The organism is Pseudomonas khavaziana (genome assembly GCF_036704165.1).
Lineage (GTDB): Bacteria > Pseudomonadota > Gammaproteobacteria > Pseudomonadales > Pseudomonadaceae > Aquipseudomonas > Aquipseudomonas khavaziana.
The window spans coordinates 304,484-327,795 of the sequence record NZ_CP129946.1 but is presented as its reverse complement, the minus strand read 5'-3'; the positions used below and the strand labels follow the sequence as shown (position 1 = coordinate 327,795).

General features: G+C 59.6%; 23 protein-coding genes. 17 read left to right on the top strand and 6 right to left on the bottom strand.

Annotated elements, in window-relative coordinates:
* Positions 1 to 277: 277 nt before the first annotated feature.
* From QYQ93_RS01485 to QYQ93_RS01420, 14 genes are all read left to right on the top strand, one after another.
* Positions 278 to 493 carry a DUF1127 domain-containing protein gene (locus tag QYQ93_RS01485; protein WP_043048367.1) on the top strand — a complete coding sequence of 72 codons (216 nt, stop codon included), beginning with the start codon at positions 278 to 280 and terminating at the stop codon, positions 491 to 493.
* 328 nt (positions 494 to 821) lie between these two features.
* Positions 822 to 1,142 carry a DUF2388 domain-containing protein gene (locus QYQ93_RS01480; protein ID WP_338476128.1) on the top strand — a complete coding sequence of 107 codons (321 nt, stop codon included), beginning with the start codon at positions 822 to 824 and terminating at the stop codon, positions 1,140 to 1,142.
* Positions 1,143 to 1,248: 106 nt separating this feature from the next.
* Positions 1,249 to 1,557, top strand: a complete 309-nt coding sequence (locus QYQ93_RS01475; protein WP_043048365.1) for a DUF2388 domain-containing protein — start codon at positions 1,249 to 1,251, stop codon at positions 1,555 to 1,557.
* Positions 1,558 to 1,583: 26 nt separating this feature from the next.
* Positions 1,584 to 1,904, top strand: coding sequence for a DUF2388 domain-containing protein (locus QYQ93_RS01470; RefSeq protein WP_043048363.1), 321 nt, complete (start codon positions 1,584 to 1,586; stop codon positions 1,902 to 1,904).
* Complete coding sequence (locus tag QYQ93_RS01465) at positions 1,901 to 3,862, top strand: DUF4105 domain-containing protein (RefSeq protein WP_043048362.1); 1,962 nt, start codon at positions 1,901 to 1,903, stop codon at positions 3,860 to 3,862. The genes QYQ93_RS01470 and QYQ93_RS01465 overlap by 4 nt, the downstream gene beginning before the upstream one ends.
* A gap of 369 nt (positions 3,863 to 4,231) precedes the next feature.
* Positions 4,232 to 5,539, top strand: a complete 1,308-nt coding sequence (locus QYQ93_RS01460) for a CitMHS family transporter (protein WP_003187405.1) — start codon at positions 4,232 to 4,234, stop codon at positions 5,537 to 5,539.
* 68 nt (positions 5,540 to 5,607) lie between these two features.
* Positions 5,608 to 6,375 (top strand): TerC family protein, encoded by a 768-nt coding sequence (locus tag QYQ93_RS01455; protein ID WP_043048361.1) that lies wholly within the window; start codon positions 5,608 to 5,610, stop codon positions 6,373 to 6,375.
* A 241-nt stretch (positions 6,376 to 6,616) separates the two neighbouring features.
* Complete coding sequence (locus tag QYQ93_RS01450; protein ID WP_043048360.1) at positions 6,617 to 8,275, top strand: Na/Pi cotransporter family protein; 1,659 nt, start codon at positions 6,617 to 6,619, stop codon at positions 8,273 to 8,275.
* A 58-nt stretch (positions 8,276 to 8,333) separates the two neighbouring features.
* Positions 8,334 to 9,719: a M16 family metallopeptidase gene (locus tag QYQ93_RS01445; protein ID WP_043048358.1), complete on the top strand. Its 1,386-nt coding sequence runs from the start codon at positions 8,334 to 8,336 to the stop codon at positions 9,717 to 9,719.
* 68 nt (positions 9,720 to 9,787) lie between these two features.
* Complete coding sequence (locus QYQ93_RS01440) at positions 9,788 to 10,819, top strand: DUF5924 family protein (RefSeq protein WP_043048357.1); 1,032 nt, start codon at positions 9,788 to 9,790, stop codon at positions 10,817 to 10,819.
* Positions 10,820 to 10,873: 54 nt separating this feature from the next.
* On the top strand, positions 10,874 to 12,022 hold the full coding sequence (locus tag QYQ93_RS01435; RefSeq protein ID WP_338476125.1) for an ABC transporter permease: 1,149 nt from the start codon (positions 10,874 to 10,876) through the stop codon (positions 12,020 to 12,022).
* Positions 12,019 to 12,822, top strand: coding sequence for an ABC transporter ATP-binding protein (locus tag QYQ93_RS01430; RefSeq protein ID WP_014716351.1), 804 nt, complete (start codon positions 12,019 to 12,021; stop codon positions 12,820 to 12,822). The genes QYQ93_RS01435 and QYQ93_RS01430 overlap by 4 nt, the downstream gene beginning before the upstream one ends.
* Before the next feature lies 1 nt (position 12,823).
* The gene (locus tag QYQ93_RS01425; RefSeq protein ID WP_043048354.1) at positions 12,824 to 13,762 is read left to right on the top strand and encodes an MlaD family protein; all 939 of its coding nucleotides are present in this window, start codon (positions 12,824 to 12,826) and stop codon (positions 13,760 to 13,762) included.
* A complete protein-coding gene (locus tag QYQ93_RS01420; protein WP_043048352.1) occupies positions 13,759 to 14,370 on the top strand; it encodes an ABC-type transport auxiliary lipoprotein family protein in 612 nt (203 codons plus the stop codon). Before QYQ93_RS01425 ends, QYQ93_RS01420 begins: the two co-directional genes overlap by 4 nt.
* 92 nt (positions 14,371 to 14,462) lie before the next feature.
* On the opposite strand, the gene QYQ93_RS01415 is transcribed toward QYQ93_RS01420, so the two are convergent.
* A complete protein-coding gene (locus QYQ93_RS01415; protein ID WP_043048350.1) occupies positions 14,463 to 15,692 on the bottom strand; it encodes a nucleoside recognition domain-containing protein in 1,230 nt (409 codons plus the stop codon).
* A 98-nt stretch (positions 15,693 to 15,790) separates the two neighbouring features.
* Positions 15,791 to 17,122, bottom strand: coding sequence for a glutamate/aspartate:proton symporter GltP (gene gltP / locus QYQ93_RS01410; protein WP_043048349.1), 1,332 nt, complete (start codon positions 17,120 to 17,122; stop codon positions 15,791 to 15,793).
* 203 nt (positions 17,123 to 17,325) lie between these two features.
* Here gltP and QYQ93_RS01405 point away from each other — a divergent pair, with 203 nt between their 5' ends.
* A complete protein-coding gene (locus QYQ93_RS01405; RefSeq protein ID WP_338476124.1) occupies positions 17,326 to 17,478 on the top strand; it encodes a hypothetical protein in 153 nt (50 codons plus the stop codon).
* 360 nt (positions 17,479 to 17,838) lie between these two features.
* Here QYQ93_RS01405 and QYQ93_RS01400 read toward each other — a convergent pair whose 3' ends face one another.
* From QYQ93_RS01400 to QYQ93_RS01390, 3 genes are all read right to left on the bottom strand, one after another.
* Positions 17,839 to 18,306 (bottom strand): inhibitor of vertebrate lysozyme family protein, encoded by a 468-nt coding sequence (locus QYQ93_RS01400; protein ID WP_043048347.1) that lies wholly within the window; start codon positions 18,304 to 18,306, stop codon positions 17,839 to 17,841.
* Positions 18,307 to 18,308: 2 nt separating this feature from the next.
* Positions 18,309 to 18,473: a DUF1328 domain-containing protein gene (locus QYQ93_RS01395; protein WP_003187386.1), complete on the bottom strand. Its 165-nt coding sequence runs from the start codon at positions 18,471 to 18,473 to the stop codon at positions 18,309 to 18,311.
* A 78-nt stretch (positions 18,474 to 18,551) separates the two neighbouring features.
* A complete protein-coding gene (locus QYQ93_RS01390; RefSeq protein ID WP_043048346.1) occupies positions 18,552 to 18,836 on the bottom strand; it encodes a hypothetical protein in 285 nt (94 codons plus the stop codon).
* Positions 18,837 to 19,227: 391 nt separating this feature from the next.
* On the opposite strand from QYQ93_RS01390, the gene algB reads away from it, so the two are divergent.
* Together algB and QYQ93_RS01380 are read left to right on the top strand one after the other, a co-directional pair.
* Entirely contained in the window at positions 19,228 to 20,574 is a 1,347-nt protein-coding gene (gene algB / locus QYQ93_RS01385) for a sigma-54-dependent response regulator transcription factor AlgB (RefSeq protein ID WP_043048344.1), read from the top strand.
* 10 nt (positions 20,575 to 20,584) lie between these two features.
* Positions 20,585 to 22,372 carry a KinB sensor domain-containing domain gene (locus tag QYQ93_RS01380; RefSeq protein WP_043048342.1) on the top strand — a complete coding sequence of 596 codons (1,788 nt, stop codon included), beginning with the start codon at positions 20,585 to 20,587 and terminating at the stop codon, positions 22,370 to 22,372.
* Positions 22,373 to 22,466: 94 nt separating this feature from the next.
* Here the strand turns inward: QYQ93_RS01380 and QYQ93_RS01375 are convergent, their stop codons facing one another.
* Positions 22,467 to 23,243, bottom strand: a complete 777-nt coding sequence (locus QYQ93_RS01375; RefSeq protein ID WP_338476123.1) for an N-acetylmuramoyl-L-alanine amidase — start codon at positions 23,241 to 23,243, stop codon at positions 22,467 to 22,469.
* Positions 23,244 to 23,312: the final 69 nt, after the last annotated feature.

The following is a 23,312-nucleotide window of genomic DNA, read 5'->3' as shown; positions in this document are numbered from 1 at the left end:
TCGGAGATCCAACCGACGCCCTCGTGAAAAACTGTACTACTGTACTGGTCAATTCCTACTGAAATATCCCACGTCCTTCCTCAAAAACACCCATTTCGCACTCTTAAGGTGCAGACAGGTACAGTTGCCCCATTTTCGTACCGTACAGCCTGATTAAACAGTTAACTGGCCTCTCACAATACAAGTGAACTGTATCTAGAGAGTCTTGCGCCGGAGGAGGATCATTGGCATCAGTTAAACCACTACCTAATCCCGCCACAAGCGGAAGGATGTCATCATGGAACGTACACTCAGTTCCGAACTGTTCTTCGAAGATAAAGCTGTAAACACCAACGCTTCCCTGCCTTTGCGCGTTCTCGCCAACCTGATGTTGTGGCAGCGCCGCATCTCCAGCCGCCACCAGTTGGCTCGCCTGGATTCGCGTCTGCTGGCTGACGCCGGTATCAGCGAAGCTCAACGCTACGAAGAGCTGAGCAAGCCGTTCTGGCGCTAATTGGCGCCCGCTGGCCCTGACCCGCCGGGTCCACTGCCAGCACCCAGATTTATGAAACAAAGCCCGCCCCGGGTAACCGGAGGCGGGCTTTGTTGTTTCTGCGATAGGGGCTTGAAACCGCGGGATTTCCGTTTAACTGTACAGTTTTATAAATACAAAAAATGACAAGTACAGTTAATTGCAGGCTTCCGAATAGACAATCGCGAGACTAATATCCACTCACCACGTGGCGAACCTTGTAGAGCGTGCGTCTGATGCTCAACAGTCCCAGTCCGTTTCGCAGTGGCCGCTTCGCGCCACCTTATTATTCGTCTACAGGAGTTTCCCCATGTCCCGTCTTCGCCTGCTGTGCACTGCCGCTGTGTTGACCCTGGCTGCCAATGCCAACGCGAGCAGCTTTATCATGACCACCGACTCGATCGTGGGCGCACTTAAAGCCACCTCCGACGCCAGTTCCGATGCAACCTCTTCCCTGCGCGACAACAAGGTCGTTCAGGCCGCCCGTGACGATGCTGCGAGCTTTGTCGCCAGCGAAGGCGCCATCCGTGGCGTGAAGCTGGAAAGCGCCCTCGCACAGATTCGCCAACAAGCGCCGCAACTGAACACCGCAACCGATGCACAGCTGGCGCAGGCCATCCTGGCGATCTGATCCACGGCAACCAGAAGGGAGCGCCAGCCGCTCCCGGATGCCTGTGCACTGGCTCTCGCCCGGGCATTGCGCTAGCCTTGGCGCTCGCTTTCAGTTGTCGAGTCCCATGGCTTTTTCATACCGCCTGTTGATTGTCCCTATATTGTTTTGCGCCTGCTGGTCACCCTTGGCTTCGGCCCTTGATGTCTCCACCCAGAGCACCGTTGTCAGTGTGTACGCCACCAGCAAGGTGACCTCTGCACCGTTCGACAACAAGTTGGTCGTGGCTGCCAAGGATGATGCTGCCGCTTTCATTGCCACTGCCGGCCAATGGCGGGGCGCACGCCTGGAGTCCGCACTGGATTATCTGCGCCGCACCCAACCAAAACTTCATGCAAGCGACCTTGAACTGGCGCAAGCAATTCTCGTCCAATAATCATCTTTGTATTTGGAGTCACCGCAATGCGTAGCCCGTTGATCGTCGCCGCCCTCGGCCTGCTGTTTTTGGCCGATGTCGCCCAGGCGCAAACCTTGAAGGCCACCAGTAACATCGTCGTGCGTGCTTCGGCGCGCACTATTGATTTCACCTCGGACACCACCACCTCCATCCGCGATTCCAAAATCGTGCGTGAAGCCCACGATGATGCCGCCAGTTTCGTCGCCACCAATGGCGAGATTCGCGGTGCGCAGCTCGAGGCTGCGTTCGACACCCTACGCACCCGCGTACCGCAAGCCCGTGACGCCAGTGACCAGACCCTCGCCGAAGCTATTCTCGCTCTGTGAGGCGTATCAAAGCCTGGCTCCTGGCCGGGGCTGTGCTGCTGTGTGCAACTACAGCCCAGGCCAGCCTGCAATTGCGGCTCAAGACCGATGGCTTGAGCCCGGCTGAACAGCAGGCCAGCCAGGCATTGCTCGATGATGCAATGCGCGCCTTGCCGCCACGCTTCATCGAGCAGTTGGATCGCCGCATCGATGTCGGCTGGACCGACAAGATGCCAGCAAACGCTTACGGCCAAGCCTCTCTTGTGTCCGAACTGGACTTGAACCAAAACCTGCTCGCCAGCCTGACCGACGGCAGCGCCGCCACCCAGAAAACCAATCGCCCCCACGGCACCGTGCGCCGGGAAATGCTAGCCACAGTGCTGCATGAACTGACCCACATCTATGACCGTGCGCGCCTGTGGCCCAAAGATGAACGCGCCCTGATCCAACGCTGCAGCCGCCAGAACAACATCACCGGCTTGATCGGTTTGCCCGACCAATGCCGTGGCCAGAACGACCGTCGCTTTACCCTAAGTGACGATCCGCGCCTGCTGGACCTCGCCGGCTGGCCGCAATACGTCGGCCGCCGCGGCGAACGCGAACAGCACAATAATCAGGTGGTGCGCAGCCCGGATATCTACGAAACCACCAGCCCGTTGGAGTTCGTGGCGGTCAACATCGAGTATTTCCTCCTCGACCCCAGCTACGCCTGCCGACGCCCCGCGCTGTTCCGCTATTACAAGGAACATTTCGGCTGGGCACCACCCGTGCAGGACGCCTGTGCCACGACCTATCCGTTCCTGAACGCCGGCAACGATTTCGCCAAGACGCCCCTGGGCCAGATTGACCCGGAACGGGTGTATGAAATCGATTACCTGCTCGCCGAGGCCAACCAGAATCTGGTCAGCCGCTGGGGCCATAGCATGCTCCGCCTGGTGATTTGCGCCCCAGGTCGCCCGCGTGGCCCGGATTGTCGGCTGGACCTGGACCGACACCTGGTGTTGTCCTACCGCGCCTTCGTCGGTGACGTGCAGTTGTCGAGCTGGGATGGCCTGGTCGGCAAGTACCCGTCGCGGCTGTTCGTACTGCCGCTGGCCCAGGTCATCGACGAATACACCAAGACCGAACTACGTGGCCTGGCGTCGGTGCCGCTGAAGCTCAACCGCCAGGAAATCAACGACACCGTCGAACATGCCGCTGAAATGCACTGGAGCTATGACGGCAACTACTTCTTCATCTCCAACAACTGTGCGGTGGAGAGCCTGAAGCTGTTACGCAGTGGCAGCGCCAACCCGCAATTGACCGGCCTGGACAACATCACCCCCAACGGCTTGCTCGAAGTCCTCAGCGCGCGCGGCCTGGCCGACACCAGCGTGTTGAATGACAAACGCGAGGCACTGCGTCTGGGCTATCACTTCGACTCGTTCCGCGAGCGTTACCAGGCCATGTTCGATGTGCTGCGCAAGCGCCTGCCGATCAAGCAGACCCAGGTCGAAGACTGGTTGGCCCTGGATGCACAAGCGCGTCGCCAGTGGTTCAGCCAGGCCGACCTGCGCACCAGCGCCGCGCTGCTGCTGCTGGAGCAGGCCAGCTATCGCAGGCAGCTGATGCTCGCCCAGGATGAAGTCAAACAGCGCTACCTCAATGCTCGCGAGCTGAAAAACGGCGGAATGGAAAAAGCCAACAATACGTTGCAACAAATCCTCGCCAATAGTGGCTTCCTGAGTCGCCCGGCCGAGCTGCTGGACAGCGGTGGCTATGGCCTGCCGCAGCCTTCGGAAGCCAAGCGCCTGGAATCGGAAAGCGCCGAGCGCCAGAAGCAACTGCAATCGTTGACCGGCGAGCTGGATAAAGAGGTGAGGGCGCTGCTCGATCCGTCCCGCGCTGCCGAGATTGCCGCCAGTGAAGCCAACCTCAAGCAGCTGGGCGAGCATCTGCGTGCGCTGCATAAAGCGGCTGGTGGCCTGGAACTGCCCTAAAGACTTAGCGGTACACACAATCAAATTGTGGGAGGGGGCTTGCTCCCGATAGCCTTGGTTCAGTCAATATCTTCAGTGACTGATACACCGCTATCGGGAGCAAGCCCCCTCCCACATTTTTATCTGCATAAGTCTCATGACCGTGCGTCCCGTCTTTTCCCGGCGAAAGCTGGCTGAAAGCTTCCCCGTCTAGGATCGCCCTCACTGCCGGCAACAGACCGGCTGTTAACAACAACAATGGTGATTCCCGATGTCCGCTCGTACCCGCCTGTTCGCACCCACTCCACCCGTACGCCTCGTGCCTTTCGTTCTGCGCTGACCCTCGATCGGTCTGCCATTCCCTAGCCGCGCTACGCCTGGAGTATCCCTATGCTGACTTTCCTTGGCTTTGCCATGGTCATCACGTTCATGTTCCTGATCATGACCAAGCGCCTGTCCGCGCTGATCGCCCTGATCATCGTGCCCATCCTGTTCGCGTTGTTCGGCGGTTTCGCGCCGAAGATCGGCCCGATGATGCTCGAAGGCATCACCAAGCTCGCGCCGACCGGCGTGATGCTGATGTTCGCCATCCTCTACTTTGCCTTGATGATCGATTCCGGCCTGTTCGACCCGGCCGTGCGCAAGATCCTGAAGATGGTCAAGGGCGACCCGCTGAAGGTCTCGGTCGGCACCGCCGTTCTGGCCTTGGTGGTATCCCTGGACGGTGATGGCGCCACTACCTACATGATCTGCGTCGCCGCCATGCTGCCGCTGTACCAGCGCATCGGCATGAGCCCGCGGATCATGGCCGGCCTGATCATTCTCGCCGGTGGCGTGATGAACATGACCCCTTGGGGTGGCCCGACGGCCCGCGCTGCCAGTGCGTTGCATGTGGACCCTTCGGACATCTTCGTGCCGATGATCCCGGCCATGGCCGCCGGCGTCGTGGCGATCCTGGTGATTGCCTACATGTACGGCAAGCGCGAGCGTGCGCGCCTGGGTGAACTGCACCTGCAAGGCGACGAGATCGACCACAGCGAAATCAGCGTGTCGCAGTTCCCTGACGCTCGCCGCCCGAAGTTGATCTGGTTCAACGGCGCCCTGACCCTGGCGCTGATGTGCACCCTGATCGCCGGCCTGTTGCCGCTGCCAGTGCTGTTCATGGTGGCGTTCAGTATCGCGATGATCGTCAACTACCCGTGCCTGCAACAGCAGAAAGACCGCGTCGCGGCCCACGCGGGCAGCGTATTGGCGGTGGTGGGGCTGATCTTCGCCGCCGGCATTTTCACCGGCATCCTGTCGGGCACCGGCATGGTCGACGCCATGTCCAAGAGTCTGCTGGCGGTCATCCCCGAGGCCATGGGCCCGTACCTGGCGGTGATCACCGCGCTGGTAAGCATGCCGTTCACCTTCTTCATGTCCAACGATGCGTTCTACTACGGCGTGCTGCCGGTACTGGCCGAAGCCGCCAGCCACTACGGTATCACCGCCGTGGAAATGGCCCGTGCGTCGATTGTCGGGCAACCGGTACACTTGCTCAGCCCACTGGTACCCTCGACTTACCTGCTGGTGGCCCTGGCGGGTATAGAGTTCGGCGACCATCAACGCTTCACCCTCAAGTGGGCAGTACTGGTGTGCCTGTGCATAATGTTCGCCGCACTGCTGATGGGGATTTTTCCGCTGTTCAGCACTCTATAATCGTACCGACTCACTCACCGCGCGGCGCTGCAGCTGGCGCGGTATAACATTTGCTCAAAGGAATACACATGGAATGGCTGACCAATCCGGAAATCTGGATTGCCTTCTTCACCCTGACGGCCCTCGAGATCGTCCTGGGCATCGATAACATCATCATGATTTCGATCCTGGTCAGCCGCATGCCCAAGCACATGCAGGCCCGCACCCGGATCTTCGGCCTGGCCCTGGCCATGGTCACCCGCATCCTGTTGCTGCTGTCGATCACCTGGGTCATGCAACTGACCGCCGACCTGTTCGTGGTGTTTGGCCAGGGCATTTCGGGCCGTGACCTGATCCTGTTCTTCGGCGGTCTGTTCCTGCTGTGGAAAAGCTCCCAGGAGATGTACCACGCCCTGGAAGGCGAAGATGAAACCCACGACGAGCCCAAGGGCGCCGGTGGCAAGTTCATCTACACCATCATCCAAATCGCCATCATCGACATCGTGTTCTCCCTGGACTCAGTGATTACCGCAGTCGGTATGGTTTCCCACGTACCGGTCATGGTTGCCGCGATCATCGTTGCGGTATTGGTGATGATGCTGGCCGCCGGCACCATCAGCGAATTCATCGACAAGCACCCGTCGCTGAAAATGCTGGCGCTGTCGTTCCTGCTGGTGGTGGGTACCGTACTGATCGCGGAATCCTTCGATGTGCACGTGCCAAAAGGCTACGTCTACTTCGCCATGGCGTTCTCCCTGGCAGTGGAAGCGGTGAACATCAAGATGCGCACCGCCATGGCCAAAAAGAAAAAACAGCAGGATCCGGTGAAACTGCGCAAGGACATGCCGGGTCAATAAACCCGTACCCGCGATTTCATGCCCCTGTAGGAGCGAGCTTGCTCGCGAAGAACCCAAGGACACCGCGTACATCCAAACAGTCCGCGATTTCGTTGACGTTTTTCGCGAGCAAGCTCGCTCCTACATATGCGATGCTGGCGCAGAGCCCATTCGCCAACTACAGCTTAATTACAAGACGTAGAGCGGCACACGGCAACTTTCCTTCGCTCCTGCTGGAGCGCACCCACACGGGGGGCCGAGCATGCTGACCTTGCTCAATCTGCTTTCCGCCGTGACCCTGCTTATCTGGGGCACGCATATCGTCCGTACCGGCATCCTGCGGGTCTACGGCTCCAATTTGCGCCAAGTCATCGGGCAGAACATGTCCAAGCGCTGGCTGGCCTTTGTCGCCGGTATCGCGGTGACAGCCATGGTGCAAAGCAGTAACGCTACCGCGATGCTGGTGACGTCCTTTGTCGGCCAAGGGCTGATGAGCCTCACGCCGGCCTTGGCCACCATGCTTGGCGCCGACGTCGGTACTGCGTTGATGGCCCGGGTGCTGACTTTCGACTTGTCCTGGCTGTCGCCGCTGCTGATCTTCCTCGGGGTGATTTTCTTCCTGTCGCGCAAACAGACGCGCGCCGGGCAACTGGGCCGGGTCGGCATCGGTTTGGGACTGATCATCCTCGCGCTGCAATTGATCGTCGAAGCCGCCGGGCCGATTACCCATGCCCAGGGTGTCAAAGTCATCTTCGCCTCGCTGACCGGCGATATCTTGCTGGACGCCCTGGTCGGCGCGCTGTTCGCCATGATTTCCTACTCCAGCCTTGCAGCTGTGCTGCTCACGGCAACCCTGGCCGGCGCCGGCGTGATCGGGTTGCATGTGGCTATCGGCCTGGTGATCGGCGCCAACATCGGCAGCGGCGTGCTGGCCTTTCTCAGCACCAGCATGCAGAACACTGCCGGGCGCCAAGTGGCCCTGGGCAGCCTGTTGTACAAATTGATCGGCCTGTTGCTGATCATTCCTGTGCTTGACCCACTCGTCCTCTGGATGGACGGCCTGGACTACAGCGCCCAAGGCATGGTCATCACCTTCCACCTGCTCTACAACGTCACGCGCTGCTTGATTCTGCTGCCCACCATTGGCCCTATGGCGCGGCTGTGTGCCTGGCTGCTGCCCGAGCGCGAAGAAACCAATGGCAAGGCCAAACCACGCCACCTCGACCTGGCCGCGCTCACCACGCCGAGCCTGGCCCTGGCCAACGCCGCGCGAGAAACCCTACGCCTGGGCGACCTGATCGACAATATGCTCACTTCGATGCAAGAGGTCCTGCGCGGCAACCAAACCGCAATTACTCAGGAGATGCGCAGCCTCAGCGATGACGTCGAAGCGCTCTACAGCGCGATCAAACTTTACTTGGCGCAAATGCCCCGTGAAGACCTTAGCGAACACGACAACCGCCGTTGGGCAGAAATCATCGAGCTGTCGATCAACCTGAAACTGGCGGGTGACCTGATCGAGCGCATGCTGCGTAAAGTCCAGCAGCAGAAAACCTCGCAACGCCGGCAATTTTCCGAAGTGGGCCTGGAAGAACTCAGCGGTTTGCACAGCCAGCTGATTTCCAACCTGCGTCTGGGGCTCTCGGTATTCCTCAGTGGCGACCCGGAAAGCGCCCGCCAATTGCTGCGTGAAAAGCGCCGCTTTCGCGCCCAGGAACGTCGCCTCGCCCACGCCCACGTCAGCCGCCTGCAACGCAAGATCGTGCAGAGCCTGGAGACCAGCTCACTGCATCTGGAGCTGATTGCCGACATGAAACGCTTGAATTCGTTATTTTGTAGCAGCGCTTACGTAGTGTTGGAAACATCCGACACTGGCGCACTCTCCACCGAAGATATTGCCGACATCACCCATTCGCCCTGAACGTACGACGGCGTGTGAAGTCAGTTAACAATGGACCTCATTCGCCAGGAAGCTTGTTATGCGTCGCCTGTTACTCGCCTGCCTGCTTATAGGCTCGGCACATACCTTTGCCTTTGACCGCCTGCAAGTCGAGGGCTACACCTTGCCCAACGGCCTGCAACTGCTGCTCAAGCCGGGTACCGAACGCGGGCACGTAGCGATTCGCCTGGTGGTAGGCGTGGGGCTGGATGACTTCGGTTGCGAAGACAAGGAGTTGCCGCACTTGCTTGAACACCTGTTGTTCAGCGGCATTGACGGCGGTGAAGAAGGCGATCTCGAAGACCGCATGCAAGCCCTGGGCGGCGAGTGGAACGCCTACACCAGCAATGCCGATACCACCTTCGTCATCGAGGCCCCCGCGCAAAACCAACGCAAGGTGCTGGACCTGCTGCTGGCCATCCTCACCCGCACGCAACTGACCGACGCCAATATCGATGCGGCCAAGCGGGTGGTCGAACGTGAAGACGGGGGCCATTACTCCCATTTGCAACGCCTGCTGGACCGTCAGGACCTCGGCCACAACGCCAGCAACCAACTGGCCGTCGAACTGGGCCTCAAATGCGCCGAACGCGCCGAGGCCAATCACCTGACTCGCGATCAGTTGGAAGCGGTGCGCAAGAACTGGTACGCGCCGAACAACATGACCCTGATCGTCGTCGGTGACCTCGACAAATTGCTGCCCGCCTACCTGGAGCGCACCTACGGCCAACTCGACCCAGTGGAGCCCAGCGAACATCGGCCGCTTCCGGAAATCCGCCACACCGCCGCCGGCCACCGCGACCTGATCCACGGCTGGGTCGGCGATGGCGCCAAGCTGCACTGGCTGTTCCCCGAGCCGGTACTGGATGACCAGCATGATGAAACCTACGACCTGCTCAAGGATTACCTGGACTGGGCACTGTACCGGCAACTGCGCCTCGAGCACGGCTTGTCCTACGGCCCCTGGACTGAACGCGAAGTGCTCGGCGGCGTCGGCTTCATGAGCCTGAATGCCGACCTCGAACGGGAAAATCTGCCCGAAGCCGAACAGGTGCTGCAAGACCTCAAGGCAAAACTGCTCAAGGACGGTCTGGACCCAATGGTATTTGCCCGCCTGCAACACGCGGCTATCGCACGCCAAGCCTGGGCCGTACAGGGCAACAGCGCACTGGCGGACTATTATTGGAGTGCCTCCGGTGACTACGCCGATGGTCATTTCAGCGACCCGGTCAAACGCATCAAGGCCGTGAGCCTGGCGCAAACCAACCAGGCCATGCGCGAGGTCTTCAAGCAACCGGGTTATTGGCGCATCGAGAAGCCGCTGTTGAGCTATGACGCCCTGACCTGGATCGGCGCGGGCGTACTGGGGCTGATCGCAATAGCGTTGATTGGCGTTCGGCGTTATCGCCAACGGATCGTGGAATGAGGCACCGGACCCAGGGCTAAGACGTTATTCTGTCTGGGATTTTTCATACAAAGACTGCGAACCGCCGAATGCCAAACCTGACCCACTTAATCCAGCGCATCCTCGAGCTGATGAAGCGCTACCCAGGGGTGATTGCACTCGGCGGTTTCATCTCGGGAGTGGGCAGCTTCATCCTGGTGGACCGCCAGCAAGGCATGGCCAGCTGGATTGCGGTCATCATGCTGGTGAGCTGGCTGTGGCTGATGCTGGAAAACAGCTTCACACAGCTTTTCACCAAGCTCTTCAAGCGCGAAATCCCTGAACCACTGCTGCGCTACGCCACCCAGATGATCCACCAGGAAAGTCTGTTTTTCGTACTGCCGTTCTTCTTCATCACCACAGCCTGGAACAGCGGCCAATCGGTGTTTACCGGCCTGCTCGGCGCGGCCGCGCTGGTGTCGATCATCGACCCGCTGTACTACAAATGGCTGGCACCCAAGCGTTCGCTGTTCCTGGCGCTGCATACTCTGACTCTATTCGCCGCATTGCTCACTGCGCTGCCGATCATCCTGCATCTGACCACTGCCGAGAGCTACAAACTGGCGCTGGGCGTGGCGATGGCCCTGTCGATTCCCAGCCTGGCCGTCAGCCTGCCGCTGCGCAGTCTCAAAGGCTGGGCGATGCTGCTGGGCGTCACCGCTGCCATTGGCTGCGCCGGCTGGTTCCTGCGCAGCTGGGTGCCGCCCGCCACCCTGTGGATGACCGAAGTGGCGATCAGCACCCAGCTGCAAGACCGCACACCCGGCGATCACCTCAAGGAAGTCACTGCCGCCCAGTTGCGCAGTGGGGGGCTGTACGCCTACACCGCGATCAATGCACCACGCGGGCTGGATGAGCGGATCTACCATGTGTGGAAATTCAACGGCCAGGAAGTCGACCGTATTGCCCTGGATATCCATGGCGGTCGCAAGGAAGGCTACCGCGCCTGGACCCACAAGCAGAATTTCCCGGGTGACTCAGCAGGGCGCTGGCAGGTCCAGGTGCTGACCGAAGACGGGCAAGTCATCGGTGTATTGCGCTTCAAGGTGATAGACACAGCACAAGCGGACAACCCAAAGTAGGCGAGTGTGTGCTATTACGTAGCCATTGTGGATAGCCATACAAGCTCGGAGCTTATGACCACTCGTACGACGGCCGGCGCGGCCCACCTTGATACGTCCATCACTCCACCTTTGCTCCGGATTACCGGCGACTGGACGCTTGCCCACTACACCACGCTGAAGAAGCTGTCGCACAAGCTCGACGGTCAATATGACGCTGGTGCACATATCGACCTCAATGGCCTCGGCGCATTGGATACCGCCGGCGCCTCGCTGCTGGTGGAGCTGCTGGGGTCAGCGCGTATCGAACACTCCGCCGAGCAGACCGATTGTAGCCTGTCAGCCGCAGACCGCGCATTGCTCAAGACGGTCTACCGCTCCCTGAATGATTTCTGCGTGCCGATCAAAGAGCCGGAAGAGGCTGTCGGCATCCAAGTCCTGGCGCGCATCGGCCGTGCCGTGGACACCGTCTGGCAAGACGCGATGAAGCTGCTGGGCTTTATCGGCCTGATCCTCGAAACCTTCGCCCGTGGCATCTTGCGGCCCAAGCGCTGGCGCCTGACGCCGATGGTCGCGCATATCGAACAGACCGGCCTCGACGCAGCGCCTATCGTGGCTTTGCTGACCTTCCTGGTCGGCGCGGTGGTGGCGTTTCTCGGCGCCACGGTGCTCAAGAGCTTCGGCGCGACGATTTTTACCGTGGATTTGGTGGCGTTCTCCTTCCTGCGGGAGTTCGGCGTATTGCTCACTGCAATCCTGATTGCTGGCCGTACCGCCAGTGCGTTCACCGCGCAAATCGGCTCAATGAAGGCCAACGAAGAAATCGACGCCATCCGTACCTTGGGCCTGGACCCCATGGAGCTGTTGGTATTGCCACGGGTCCTGGCGCTGCTGGTGGCGCTGCCGATGCTGACCTTCCTGGCGATGCTCTCGGGGATCGTCGGCGGTGGCGTGGTGTGTGCGGTGGCCCTGGATATTTCACCGGCGATGTTCCTCTCGCTGCTGCAATCGGACATTGGCGTTCAACATTTTCTGGTAGGCATGGTGAAGGCGCCTATTTTCGCCTTCCTGATCGCGGCCATTGGCTGCCTGGAAGGCTTCAAGGTCAGCGGCAGCGCCGAATCCGTCGGCGCGCACACCACTTCCAGCGTGGTGCAATCGATCTTTGTGGTGATCGTGCTGGATGCGGTCGCCGCGATGTTCTTCATGGAGATGGGCTGGTGAGTCGTCTACACCGTGCGCCCACTGAGGCGGTGATTGAAGTGCGCGGCTTGTGCAACCGCTTTGGCAGTCAGAGTGTGCATGAGAACCTCGACCTGGATTTGTACAAGGGCGAAATCCTGGCGGTGGTCGGCGGCTCCGGCAGCGGCAAGTCCGTGCTGTTGCGCAGCATCGTCGGCCTGCGGCGCCCCAGTGAAGGTGAAGTGCGGGTGTTCGGCAAGAACCTGCCGAGCCTGCCTGAGCATGAACGCTCGCTGGTGGAGCGGCGCTTTGGCGTGCTGTTCCAGAAGGGTGCGCTGTTTTCCTCGCTGACTGTCACCGAGAACGTCGCCCTGCCGTTGATTGAACACGCCGGCCTCAGCCGCGCCGACGCCGAGCACTTGGCGGCGGTCAAGCTGGCGCTGGCCGGGTTGCCACTGTCGGCGGCCGACAAATACCCGGCCTCATTGTCCGGCGGCATGATCAAGCGCGCGGCCCTGGCCCGTGCGCTGGCATTGGACCCGGACATCCTGTTCCTCGATGAACCCACCGCTGGTCTCGATCCGATTGGCGCCGCGCAGTTCGACCAACTGATCCTGACCCTGCGCGATGCGTTGGGCTTGAGTGTTTTCCTGGTCACCCATGACTTGGACACGCTGTACACCATCACCGACCGCGTGGCGGTGCTGGCGCAGAAGAAAGTGCTGGTGGCCGACGCCATCGATGTCGTTTCGGAAACCGACGACGCCTGGATTCACGAATATTTCCACGGCCCCCGGGGCCGCGCGGCATTGGATGCCGCTCAATCGCTCAACGAGGTATGACATGGAAACCCGAGCCCATCATGTGATGATCGGACTGTTCAGCGTAATAGTGGTGGTCGGCGCGATGCTGTTTGGCCTGTGGCTGGCCAAGTCCAGCGTCGACAGCGCCTTTCAGGATTACGAAGTGATCTTCAACGAAGCGGTCAGCGGCCTGTCCCAGGGCAGCGCGGTGCAGTACAGCGGGATCAAGGTGGGCGACGTCACCAGCCTGCGCCTGGACCCCAAAGACCCGCGCCGTGTGCTCGCACGCATCCGCCTGGCCGGGCAGACGCCGATCAAGGAAGACACCCAGGCCAAGCTGGCGCTGACCGGCATCACCGGCACCTCGATCATCCAGCTCAGCGGCGGCACCCCGCAGAGCCCGGAGCTCAAAGGCAAGGACGGCAAGCTGCCGGAAATCATCGCGTCGCCATCGCCCATCGCGCGCCTGCTCAATAACAGCAACGACCTGATGACCAGCGTCAACCTGCTGCTGCACAACGCCAACCACATGTTCTCCCGGGAAAACGTCGAACGCCTGAGCAACACCCTGGATAACCTGCAACAAACCACGGGTGCCATCGCCGAGCAACGCGGCGACATCAAGGTGGTGATGCAGCAATTGATGCAGGTGAGCAAACAGGCGGGTGCCGCGCTGGAGCAAACCACCGTGTTGATGCGCAGCGCCAATGGCCTGCTCAACGAGCAAGGCAAACAGGCCTTTGGCAGCGCCGAGCAGGCGATGAAATCCCTGGAGCAAAGCACTGCCACCATCAACAGCTTGCTGACCAACAACCAGGATTCAGTGAACAGCGGCATGCAGGGTCTTAACGAACTGGCGCCGGCGGTGCGCGAATTGCGTGAAACCCTTGGCTCGTTGCGCGCCATCTCCCGCCGACTGGAAGCCAACCCCAGCGGCTACCTGCTGGGCAGCGACAAGAACAAGGAGTTCACGCCATGAAGCGTGTTTACCCAATGATCGCCCCTATCGTCCTGGCCCTGGTCAGTGGATGTTCGATCCTGCCCAAGCCGGATCCATCAGACGTGTACCGCCTGGTGTCCACTCAACCCACCACCCAAGGCGCGCCGGTGAGTTGGTCACTGCGCGTAGCCAAACCCCAGACCAGCGAGTTTCTCGACAGTCCACGCATTGCCGTGGTGCCTGACGGCAACCTGATCAGCAGCTATGCGAACTCACGCTGGAGCGATCCGGCGCCGGTGCTCTTACGCAACCGCCTGGTGGACGGCTTCCAACGCGATGGGCGAGTGACGTTGTTGAGTACCGACGAGACAAACCTGCAAGCCGACTATGAGCTGGGCGGGCAGTTGCAGGCATTTCAGAGTGAGTACAGTGGCAAAACGGTAGACGTCGTGATTCGCCTCGACGCACGGTTGGTGCGCGGCAGCGACCAGCGGATTATCGCCAGCCGGCGGTTTGAGGTAAGGCAGCCGGTGGGTGACACCAAGGTGCCCGCGGTGGTAGCAGCCTTTGGCAAGGCGGGGGATCAGTTGAATGGGCAGGTGGTGAATTGGGTGGTGCAGCAGGGCAAGGTTTCCTCTAAACGCTGACGGCCTCATCGGGAGCAAGCCCCCTCCCACATTTTGAATGCATTCGCAGATCAAGTGTAGGAGGGGGCTTGCCCCCGATAGCAATCTAAGGCTTAACCGAAGAACCAGTAGCACACCGAGATAGCCGCCACGACACCGGCAAACTCCGCCAGCAATGCACAGCCCACCGCATGCCGCGCCCGCTGGATGCCCACCGAGCCGAAATAAACCGCCAACACATAAAACGTGGTTTCAGTACTGCCCTGAATCGTCGCCGCCACCAACGCCGGGAAGCTATCCACCCCCTGGGTCTGCATGGTCTCGATCAGCATCGCCCGCGCAGCACTGCCGGAGAATGGCTTGACCATCGCCGTTGGCAGCGCGTCGACAAAGCGCGTATCCATGCCGGTCCAGGCCACTACATGGCGAATCCCCTCCAGGCCGAAATCCAAGGCCCCCGAAGCACGCAGCACGCCAACGGCACACAGCATCGCCACCAGGTAGGGCAGCAGGTTCTTGGCAACGTCAAAGCCTTCTTTGGCACCTTCGACAAAAGCCTCGTACACCTTGACCTTGCGCAGGGCGCCGATCACCAGGAACAACATGATCAAGCCAAACAGCGTGAGGTTGCCCAGGATCGACGACAAACCGGCCAGCGCCGTGGCCGACAGAGTCGCCAGCAGCGCCATGAAGCCGCCCAGTATCAATGCTCCGGGAATCAGGTAGGCCAGCACCACCGGGTCCCACAGCCGCAGGCGCTGCATCACCGCCACCGACAGCAGGCCCACCAGGCTCGACGCGCTGGTGGCCAGCAGGATCGGCAGGAACACCAGGGTCGGGTCTGCGGCGCCTTGCTGGGCGCGGTACATGAAGATGGTCACCGGTAACAGCGTCAGCGAGGACGCGTTTAGCACCAAGAACAGGATCTGCGCGTTACTCGCCGTGTTGGGGATCGGATTGAGTTCCTGCAGCGCCTTCATGGCCTTCAAGCCGATGGGCGTGGCGGCGTTGTCCAGACCCAGGCCGTTGGCAGCGAAGTTGAGGGTGATCAAGCCGATGGCGGGGTGGCCGGCGGGCACCTCCGGCATCAGGCGGCGAAACAGCGGGCCAAGGGCCTTGGCCAGCCAATCGACGATCCCGGCTTTTTCGGCGATGCGCAAAAAGCCCAGCCACAGGGTCAGGGTGCCGAACAGCAGCACCATGACTTCCACCGACAATTTGGCCATGGCGAAAATGCTTTCCACCATTGCGGCGAAAATCCCGGCGTTACCGCCCACCAGCCATTGCGCCAGTGCTGACACCATTGCCACGACAAAGAAGCCAAGCCACAGGCCATTGAGCATCAGTTAAATCCCCCGAAAGATGGGGCGAATGATAACGGGGCTGGCAGAAACGACAAACCCCGGAATTATCCGGGGTTTGTGTCAGCGCAATCGAGCGATCAGCCGCGAGTGATCTCGCCGGCCGGCAGCGCTTCCTTGCTGCGCCAGTGCGGCAGGGAATTCCAGTAGCGCTCGCCCTTGGCATCGTCGTACATGCCTTCCCAGCGGGAGATAACCAGTACGGCCAAGGCATTACCGATCACGTTCAGTGCGGTACGCGCCATGTCCATCACGCGGTCCACACCGGCGATGAACGCCAAACCTTCCAGCGGGATGCCCACGCTGCCCAGGGTAGCCAGCAACACTACAAAGGACACACCCGGCACGCCGGCGATACCTTTGGAGGTCACCATCAGGGTCAGGACCAGCATCAGTTGCTGGCCGATCGACAGGTCGATGCCATATAGCTGTGCAATAAAGATCGCGGCGATGCTTTGGTACAGGGTTGAACCGTCGAGGTTGAACGAGTAACCGGTCGGCACCACGAAGCTGCAGATCGCCTTCGGCGCGCCGTAGGCTTCCATCTTCTCGATCACACGTGGCAATACGGTTTCGGAACTGGCAGTGGAGTACGCCAGCACCAGCTCATCCTTGAAGATGCGCATCACTTTCAGGATCGAGAAGCCAAACAGGCGGGCGATCAAGCCCAGTACCGCAAAGGCAAAGAACAGGATGGCCACATAAACCAGGATCACCAGCTTGGCCAGCGGCAGCAGGGAGGCAAAGCCGAAGTTGGCGACGGTCACCGCGATCAGCGCAAACACGCCGATAGGCGCGTACTTCATGATCATGTGGGTAACTTTGAACATGCTCTCGGAAACGCCCTGGAACATGGTCACCAACGGCTCGCGCAGCTCAGGCTTGAGGCTCGACAAGCCCAGGCCGAACAGCACGGAGAAGAAGATGATCGGCAGCATCTCGCCACGGGCCACCGCTGCAAAGATATTCGATGGGATCAGGTTGAGGATGGTTTCGATAAACGCGTGTTCATGCTGCACCTCGGCGGCGGTCGCCTGGTACTTGGAGATATCGACGGTACCCAAGGTACTCATATCGATGCCGGCGCCGGGGTGGAACAGGTTGGCCAGCAACAGGCCGACCACGATGGCGATGGTGGTGACCACTTCGAAGTAAAGGATGGTTTTGACGCCGATACGTCCGAGCTTTTTCGCATCGCCTACACCGGCAATGCCGACGATCAGCGAGGAAATCACAATCGGGATCACGATCATCTTGATCAGGCGGATAAAGATATCGCCTGCCGGCTGCAACACATTGCTGATCCACCAGGCCTTTTCGGCACTGAAATGGTTGAGCACTGCACCGATTGCGATCCCCAGTACCAAACCGATGAGGATCTGCCAGGCGAGGCTTAGCTTTGCCTTCTTCATGTCATTACCCTTACTTCAAGTGGACTTAAGGCGAATGCGCCAGCTGGAACGCCCGAAAGCGAAAAAGTGTGAGCATCAGCCTCCATGGAAGGTCACCGCAGCGTGGCCGAAATGGCTTACTGGCAGGCGAAAAAAGGCGCAACTATTCCCATGCAAGGGAGCGACGTCTAATGCCGTAAACGCCTACCCTATGCCGAATCGGCATGGCTTTTTTTGAAAATAACTGTCCGAACGGTCAGTTCGAATACGCCATTGAGACGGGTGAATATGCCGTGAAGCTGCCAAATCAGGCTCGCTCAGCGAAGCAGGACGACTTGAAGTCATTGGCAGAAATGCTTGAGAAATCCACCACCTAGCGCCAGAAAAGTCCTATGGCGCGACCGAAAATTTCTCGATAGATGGTCACGCGGACATACCCAGTAATGGTTGGCGTGAAGCAAAAAGTAAAATCGCGGCTATGGAAGGCATGACAGGCGGGCATGAGAGTCATAAGCCCGCCGCAAGTTCAGCAAGCTTGAGGACTTGTGAACTTGCGTCGCAGCTTTTCGCCTGACCCGGCCCTTGCGCAGGCACTCCCTGTGCCCGTAGGTCACGCCGATCTCGATTGATCAGAGCAACCCGGCCCCCTGGTCATGCATCACTCTTGGCGAGCGATGCAGACAGAAAGAAGCGCAGGGGCTTCTTTCTATGGACGCAGGCTCCGTCTCAGACGGAACCTAGTACCAATTCGGATCTTTCTTCAGTTGTTCCATCAACAGCTTTTGCATGCCTTCATCCGGCTTACCGAGAAAACGGTAATCGGCATGCCGTGTCGGGGATTTGTCGGCCGGCAGACCAGCTGGGACTTCCACCAACATCGCGTAGGCATCTTCCTTATCGAAACTGAATGCCACGATGAGGCGCTTGTTCAAGCAGGTATCGGCAGTTTCGCAAAGCGGCCCCACCAGATACTTGTCACCGTCCTCTTCAACAGCATTCATTTGTTCGGCGGTACCCGACAGGTTCATCACCCATTCCGGCAGGCGCTGTTCTTTCTTCACCACGCCTTGCCAAGTCTCACGGTACTGCGGGTCCGCGCTGAGCAATTCGTTAGCCCGGGACTGACCGTCATTGGCAGCCATCGCCAGGCTGCTGCCGCCCAACAGCAGGGCGGCAGCAATGGCTTTAAAAGGCAGAGTGGTCATATTCAGCCTCGGCCTTTACGACCAAAGAAAAACGAAGCGATAAACATCACCAGGAAGACGACAAAGAGAATCTTGGCGATACCCGTGGCGGTGCCCGCGATACCACCAAAGCCCAGGACTGCAGCCACAATGGCGATGATCAGAAATGTGATTGCCCAACTCAACATGGTGATTCTCCTTATGCTTCTATAGAGGTAACAGCGGTAGTGCCGTACAGCCGCTCAATTCAAGCGACCTTGTCTTGCCTAGAACACCCAGCGCTCTTGGGTTGGCAGTTCTTCCAGAGTGGAATCCTGGTCGACCAAGCTCAAGTGCGGGGCAGTTACATTAGCGCTGGCGCTGCCAATGGAACGGAAATGGGTCTGAGTCATGACCGGACGTTCAAATTGCGGGGCTGGCTGCGCACTCTGCTGCCAATGCTGCATCTGCTGGCCGACAATCAGCGTGACCATCAATGCCAGACTGGCAAACAGGCCCTGCTGCATACGAAGCCGGGATACACGCAATTGGCTGAGGCTTTGGCGAGTCATTCTGCTGTTCTCCCGCATTCTGATTATTCGGTCATGACACTCTTGGGAGAGATATTGCAGAGTACATGCCAGCTTTATTGCAAAATAAAACTCAATAAAATCAAGAAGTTAAATACACGACATAGATCTATCGCCTCGCATCCTGCACGATGCCCCGACGCGGCCCGTGCGAAATGCACGATGGCCAATGGTCGGGTCGAGGGATCTAACCCACCCACCTCGTTGCCGGAGTAGCAGGAAGGCATGAAAACGCCATCAGCCGGAGCCTGTGCTGGAGGCGTGCAGATACCTGCACGGACAGGTCTTTTATGAATCAGAATAAACCATGCAACTTGCCCGATTATTCCGGGACTAAACATCATCACATTTATAGTTAAGGAGCGCGGGACAGATGGGATCAGCCAAGGAACTTCAAGGCCGCATTCTTTTAGTGGACGACGAATCCGCGATCCTGCGCACGTTCCGTTATTGCCTGGAAGATGAGGGCTACACCGTAGCCACCGCCAATAGCGCGGCCCAGGCCGATGCCCTGATGCAGCGCCAGGTGTTCGATCTGTGCTTCCTCGATTTGCGTCTTGGCGAGGACAATGGCCTGGATGTATTGGCCCAAATGCGTATACAGGCGCCGTGGATGCGCGTAGTGATTGTCACCGCCCATTCCGCCGTGGATACCGCAGTGGATGCGATCCAGGCAGGCGCCGCCGACTATCTGGTCAAGCCTTGTAGCCCGGACCAGTTGCGCCTGGCGACCGCCAAGCAATTGGAAGTGCGCCAACTTTCTGCACGACTGGAAGCCCTGGAAGGCGAAGTGCGCCAGCCCAAGGATGGCCTGGACTCCCATAGCCCATCCATGATGGTGGTATTGGAAACCGCACGGCAGGTGGCCGGGACTGACGCCAACATCTTGATCCTCGGTGAATCCGGCACCGGCAAAGGCGAACTGGCACGAGCCATCCATGGCTGGAGCAAACGCTCCAAGAAATCTTGCGTGACCATCAACTGCCCATCGCTGACCGCCGAGCTGATGGAGAGCGAACTGTTCGGTCACAGCCGCGGTGCATTCACTGGCGCCAGTGAAAGCACGCTGGGCCGGGTTAACCAGGCGGACGGTGGCACGCTATTTCTCGACGAGATCGGCGATTTTCCCCTCACCTTGCAGCCAAAACTGCTGCGTTTCATTCAAGATAAAGAATATGAGCGTGTGGGCGACCCGGTCACCCGTCGCGCCGATGTACGCATCCTCGCGGCTACCAACCTCAATCTGGAAGACATGGTGCGCGATGGCCGTTTCCGTGAAGACCTGCTGTACCGTCTCAATGTGATCACCTTGCACCTGCCGCCGCTGCGCGAACGCAGTGAAGATATTTTGACCCTGGCCGACCGCTTCCTGGCGCGTTTCGTCAAGGAGTACGCCCGTCCCGCTCGCGGCTTCAGTGATGACGCCCGGGAAGCGCTGCTCAACTATCGCTGGCCCGGCAATATCCGCGAGTTGCGTAACGTGGTGGAACGCGCCAGCATCATCTGCCCTCAGGAGAAGGTCGAGATCAGCCACTTGGGGATGGCCGAGCAACCGACCAACAATGCACCGCGTATCGGCGCCGCACTGAGCCTGGACGAGCTGGAAAAAGCCCACATCGGCGCGGTACTCGCTACCAGTGACACCTTGGACCAGGCAGCCCGCACCCTTGGCATCGATGCATCGACCCTGTACCGCAAACGCAAACAGTACAACCTGTGAGCAGGACCTTATGAAGCTCGCGATGAAACTGCGCACTCGGTTATTCCTGAGCATCTCAGCGCTGATCACCGTGGCCTTGCTGGGATTGATCCTGGGCTTGGTCAGCGTCATGCAGATGGCCAAGACCCAGGAATCGTTGATCCGCAGCAACTTCATCACCCTGGACCTTGGGCTCAAGTTACGCCAGAGCCTGGGCGACCAGTTGATCATGATGCTGGAAAAACAACCCGATTCCGAGGCGCTGCGGGCCTCCAAGCGACACTATTTCGAGCTGCTGGATGAAGGTATCGCCCATGAGCAACTCGATGGTAGAGGCCATGGTTTCAGCCAAGCACGTGCCGATTACCAAAACCTGCTAGAGGCGTTTGATCAATCCCAACAGGCCTCGCCGCCTGCAGGCAGCAAGGAAAAGCTGACTGAAACCTTCAACGTGCTACGCAATGGGCTGATCGCCGATCACAAGCAGGCGCTGGAAAACATCAGCACCAGCGAGCATAAATCCCGCGAGCGTGCGTTATTGATCGCCGGCCTACTTGGGCTGGTGGGGCTTGCGGTGCTGATCATCGGCTTCGTCACGGCCCATGGCATCGCCCGGCGTTTCGGTGGCCCCATCGAGGCGCTCGCCAAGGCCGCCGACAAGATCGGTCAGGGCGATTTCGAGGTTACGCTGCCTATCTCGTCAGCGGCAGAAATGAATCAGTTGACCCGCCGTTTCGGCATCATGGCCGAAGCACTGCGCCAACATCAGGCCACCAATGTTGATGAGTTGCTGGCCGGCCAGCAGCGCCTGCAAGCGGTACTGGACAGCATTGATGACGGCTTGCTGATGATTGATCGCCAAGGCTGCCTGGAACACCTCAACCCTGTCGCGCAGCGCCAACTGGGTTGGGACGAGGAGCGACTTGGCCAAGGCCTGGGCGAGGCCCTGGGTCGTGAGGAGATGGATGAACAACTGCAGCTGGTGCTGCGCGGCGGCAACCTGGAGCGGGCACCGGATGACCTGGAGGTAGAAGTCGAGGGTGAGCTGCGCCTGCTGACTTACAGCCTGACGCCTGTCAGCCATACTCAGGGGCATATTCTCGGCGCGGTGATGGTGCTGCATGACGTCACCGAACAACGCGCCTTCGAGCGAGTGCGCAGCGAGTTCGTGTTACGCGCCTCCCATGAGCTGCGCACGCCGGTGACCGGTATGCACATGGCCTTCGGTCTGTTCCGCGAACGGGCCAAATTCCCGGCGGACTCCCGTGAAGCGGACCTGCTGGATACGGTCAATGAAGAAATGCAGCGCCTGATGCAGCTGATCAACGACCTGCTCAATTTCTCGCGCTACCAGAACGGCCTGCAAAAACTCACCCTGGGGGCGTGCGATGTGACTGACCTGCTGGAGCACGCACGGGCCCGGTTCGTCGAGCCTGCCAATGCGCAAAGCATTGAGTTGCTGGTGGAGACCCAGCCTGAATTACCGCGCCTGTACGCCGACAAGGTGCAACTGGAGCGGGTGCTCGACAATTTGCTGGGCAACGCCCTGCGCCATACCGCTGAAGGTGGGCAGATTCGCCTGCAGGCGCGACGTCATGGCGAGCGGGTGATTATCAGCGTTGAAGATAACGGCGAAGGCATTGCCTATGGCCAGCAAGGGCGCATCTTCGAGCCCTTTGTGCAGGTTGGCCGCAAGAAAGGCGGGGCGGGCCTGGGGTTGGCACTGTGCAAAGAAATCGTGCAACTGCACGGCGGCCGCATGGGTGTGTATTCACGGCCGGGGCAGGGCACACAGTTCTATATGGCGCTGCCGTTGTAGCAGCGAGCTTGCTCGCGAAAAATGCATGAACAACGCGAGCTGCCTGACAGCACAACGTTATCGTCGAGGTTCTTCGCGAGCAGCATGTACACAATCAGCGCTGGTTCAGGGCCCGCAGGATCGCGGCGCTTTCAGCATCCGGGGTGCCATCGAACAATGATGGACGGAAGCGCATCTGGAACGCTGCGATCACATGGCGCGTGGCTACATCCAGCTCCCCGGTCTGCGGCGTCTGGTAGCCCAGGCGAGCCAGTTCTTCCTGGAACCAGGTGATGCTAGGCAGTTGCGCGGCGTACTGCACTTGGAATCGGGCGACTGCCTGGGCATCCGGCCAAACGGCCAGGCCTTCTGCAGCCAAGCGCTTCCAAGGAAACAAAGGCCCCGGGTCCAGCTTGCGCAGCGGGGCAATGTCGCTATGCCCAATAATGTTTTTGGGGTCGATGCCATTACGCTTGCTGATGTCCTTGAGCAGCACGATCAGTGATTTTACCTGCGCCTCGGAGTACGGATACCACACGCGCCCCGTCGGCGTATCGCTGAACCCTGGGTTGACGATCTCAATACCGATGGAGCTGGAGTTGAGCCAGGTGCGTCCCATCCACTCGCTCTCACCGGCATGCCAGGCGCGCTGGCTTTCATCCACCAGCTTGTAGATGGTGCCAGAGGCGTCGTCGCCGATCAGGTAATGGCTGCTGACCTGGCCATGGGTCAACAAAGCCAGGGAGCGTTCAAGGTTGGTGGAAGTGTAATGCACGACAACGAACTGTATGCGGTTGTCGTGGTTCACCGAAGGATGGCTGGTGTTCAGGCGCGGGCCGCTGGCGCAGCCGGTGAGCAGCAGCAACGCAAAAGCGATATACAAAGATTTCATGGCAGAAGCATTACACTGAAAGTCGATAATGCAACAGTGTAACGTAACGTGTATGCCCAGGCGGTCAAA